This window comes from Moorena sp. SIO4A1 (assembly GCF_010672065.1).
GTDB lineage: Bacteria > Cyanobacteriota > Cyanobacteriia > Cyanobacteriales > Coleofasciculaceae > Moorena.
The window spans coordinates 1-1,681 of the sequence record NZ_JAAHHX010000553.1; the positions used below are offsets into that span (position 1 = coordinate 1).

At 45.2% G+C, this 1,681-nt stretch carries 3 protein-coding genes; 2 read left to right on the forward strand and 1 reads right to left on the reverse strand.

All coding sequences use genetic code 11. The features are described 5' to 3' along the window. On the forward strand, positions 1 to 242 hold a 242-nt coding region (locus tag F6K53_RS40535; protein ID WP_293085827.1), incomplete at its 5' end, for a glycosyltransferase. Between the two features lie 380 nt (positions 243 to 622). Further along, complete coding sequence (locus tag F6K53_RS40540; RefSeq protein WP_293085830.1) at positions 623 to 1,495, forward strand: M48 family metallopeptidase; 873 nt, start codon at positions 623 to 625, stop codon at positions 1,493 to 1,495. Here the strand turns inward: F6K53_RS40540 and F6K53_RS40545 are convergent. Beyond that, a complete protein-coding gene (locus F6K53_RS40545) occupies positions 1,489 to 1,614 on the reverse strand; it encodes a hypothetical protein (RefSeq protein WP_293085833.1) in 126 nt (41 codons plus the stop codon). The two genes, F6K53_RS40540 and F6K53_RS40545, sit on opposite strands and share 7 nt — an antisense overlap. Between the last annotated feature and the right edge of the window lie 67 nt (positions 1,615 to 1,681).

The window sequence follows — 1,681 nt, forward strand, 5'->3', positions numbered from 1 at the left end:
GTATGGCAATGGCTAAACCAGTTTTGTCTACCCGTGTTGGGGATATCCCAACAATTTTAGGTGATACCGGTTATTTGGTTGAGCCTAGTTCGCCACAACAACTAGCTGAGGCGATTCAACAGGTATTTCAGAATCTAGATGCTGCCAATCATAAAGGACTTCAAGCCAGGGAGCTATGCGTAAAGTACCATAGTGTTGATGCCATGGCGGCAGTTCTTGCAGATGTTATTGCTGATTTATAATCTGCTAAGCTGTTCAACATATATAGCGTTTATCATAGCTATGAGGTACACATTATTTTTTACCTCTTCCCTCTTCCCTCTTCCCTCTTCCCTCTTCCCTGCTCCCTGCTCCCTGCTCCCTGCTCCCTAAAAACCAGAGATTTGTACCTCATGGGTATAAGACTTGCTATAGGATTGGATGACATGAGATTACTTTTGACAAGGCTTGGAGTTCAAAACTAAAAGTTTAGTCTAAATTAGTTATTATCAATTGATTAGGACACATTATTGAGTAGCACACTAGGAAATCCAAGCCAAATTCTACTTTGATAGAAAGTAAATGAAGAGAGAAATCTATCCTCTGATTAGTTTACGCCCTGAGCTAGGGGCAAGGAGAAATTATGTTGACAAGCGTAAAAACACAGGCAAGGATTGTCACTTCTGTGCTGGCACTAATGCTTCCTCTGTCTTTATCAATGCAAACCGCTGCTGCTGCACAAACCGATCAGACCGCGCCCGACATTTCCCTAAAACAACCCTTGGGATATCAACTTCCCACTGCCTATGAAAAGGCTAAAGCCGAACTCCCACAAGACTTGTACGTAATTTACAGGATCGTAGACCGCATCGTTCGCACCAACGACATAGATACTCGTTTCTGGCGAGTGAGGATTGTCCCTGAATATTCTACAAAAGCCTACGCCCATTCAGCTTATGTGATTACCCTTGATAAAAGTTTGTTGGATCTGATGGCAGGGGATGTTTCGGCTTTGGCTTTTGTGATTGCCCATGAAATGGCACACCATAGTCACGGTCATATCTCTGAGCTAATTGAAAGTGCCCATGAAGCGTCTATTGATGTTTCCTCTGCGGACAATCAACAAGAAGCTCAAAAACGGCTGAGGGAGTGGCAGGAGCGAATACAAAAGTTGAGTCACAATCTAGAATTGGAAGCTGATCGCATAGCTTATCAGTATTTGGCTCGTGCTGGGTTTGATCCGGAAGGGTCTGTGCGAGGGCTTGATACTTTAGCAGAACTGCCCGGAGGCGGCCTTAAGAGCAAGACGCACCCAACTATTTCTCAGCGTATTGAGGCGATCGAAGCGCTGATGGTGGAAAATCCTCCAAAGCAGTTAGCACGGCGAGGTCGTATCCAGCTACTTGGGAGCAAGCCGCTGACTTATGAGCTATCAGACAATGGAAACTCGTTGCGAGTTGACTCTAAACCAAGGAAGTCTTTTGAAGAGCAAATCGAAGGTAGGTTTGGTCAGTAGTTGGTGTATTTAATCGGAAGGGTAATTGGTATCAGGTACTTTCGTCTTGGGTTGCGCGGGAGCAGGGAGCAGGGAGTAGGGAGTAGGAAGTAGGAAGTAGGAAGTAGAGAGATAAACATTCAGCTAATGCGCTACGCGCACGCTACGCGAACAGCTAAGACTTACCTTGCCTTTCTTTAAGGGAGT